Source organism: Treponema primitia ZAS-1 (assembly GCF_000297095.1).
In the GTDB taxonomy this organism is placed as follows: Bacteria; Spirochaetota; Spirochaetia; order Treponematales; family Breznakiellaceae; genus Termitinema; species Termitinema primitia_A.
This window is the reverse complement of sequence record NZ_AEEA01000006.1, coordinates 1-1,334: the sequence shown is the minus strand read 5'-3', so window position 1 is coordinate 1,334 and position 1,334 is coordinate 1. Positions and strand designations below refer to the sequence as shown.

The window sequence follows — 1,334 nt, the reverse complement described above, 5'->3', positions numbered from 1 at the left end:
GGCGTCTATGAGAAAAGTCAAGCAGTTTTAGCATACGTTTCTAAAAATCTTTTATAGTGAGCCATTTTTCCCTGGTGGTTTTTTTGATCCCGCCCATAATGATATTCCCCTTTCTTGAGCATTTGGAAGATTTCGGCAAAAACACGCCGACGCAGGCCATTTCGCACCAAACCAGCCTTTTTGTACTCCGTAAGACGGTCATACCACTTCCGCAACTTGAGGCTGGAATCCAGCATATGATTGAGCGACTGGGTCAAAAGGGTTGACGAAAGCTTACGGCCTTTCTTGTTGGTGCCCCTGATACTGGTTGAAGTGTTGGAATTTGCCACCTTGGGCGCTGAGCGCAGGTAGGAGGTAAAGTGTTTTGAGTCCTTAAAACGGCCTACGTCAATAATGTCCGCAATGATTGCGGCAGCAGTGAACACGCTCACCCCTTTCATGCTGGTCAGGATATCAATCTGCGACATAAACGGCTTGGCCGCCAAGAGTATCTGTTCTTTCAGTACTTCCACATCCCCTTCATCCCGCTCAAGCCGATCCATAAGCTGATTAAGCTGAAACCGGAGTACCGGATCTACTGAAATCTCCCGTATTTTGGTTCGGCTCTGTTTGCCGAAGATTTCTTCCTGGGTGAAACCGTAGAGCTGTTCCTTCAGGAGCGAATGGATCCGGTTCTTCAGCTGGACATTCTGTTTTTTATAAAATCGGTACGTTGAAAAAAGCCCCCGGAGATCCTGGATTTCTTTTGGCGGTATCGTAACCGGAGAAATCGTCTGCTCCCCGGAAAGCATCTGCATTTTGATGATCCGGCACAGTAGGTCCGCGTCGATCTTGTCCGTATTCTTCCGGGCCAGGCTGATTTGTTTCAGTTCATAGGTATTCGCAACGATAACTTCCTTTACCCGAGACCGAAAAAGCCGGGCAAATGAAAAGGTCGTTATGGTAGCCTCAATGAGCACATAGGTGTCAGGAGTCAGTGTCGTAAAAAAGGCGTGCAGCCCCGCTTCATTCAACTCGAACGTTTCGGTCCGCTTCTCTCCAGACTCCTCCGTCCGATAACAACAGGTAAACCGATTCGTGTGCAAATCAATTCCTACAAAGTTCATACGAACCCCCTAAAATGAGTTGTGCGTTCGGTTGAACTCCGGTATACTGAACCATGCGTCTATTCGGGGTAATGGCGGGCTTAGGGCCGTTCCCCAGTAAGCAAATGCGGCTACCGGCTGTTAATCGGGCGGACGGGGTCATCTCTGCCCCAGCCTTTGTCACAACCGGTAGTTGTTCTTCCGAACTCCTACACTATACCAGATAACCGCATGTTTTTATCATAGCTT

Annotated in this window: 1 protein-coding gene; it reads right to left on the bottom strand. The window is 48.6% G+C overall.

Going from position 1 to position 1,334, the window contains the following annotated elements; genetic code table 11:
* Positions 1-17: 17 nt before the first annotated feature.
* Positions 18-1,106, bottom strand: coding sequence for an IS110 family transposase (locus TPRIMZ1_RS0100325; protein WP_010253025.1), 1,089 nt, complete (start codon positions 1,104-1,106; stop codon positions 18-20).
* Between the last annotated feature and the right edge of the window lie 228 nt (positions 1,107-1,334).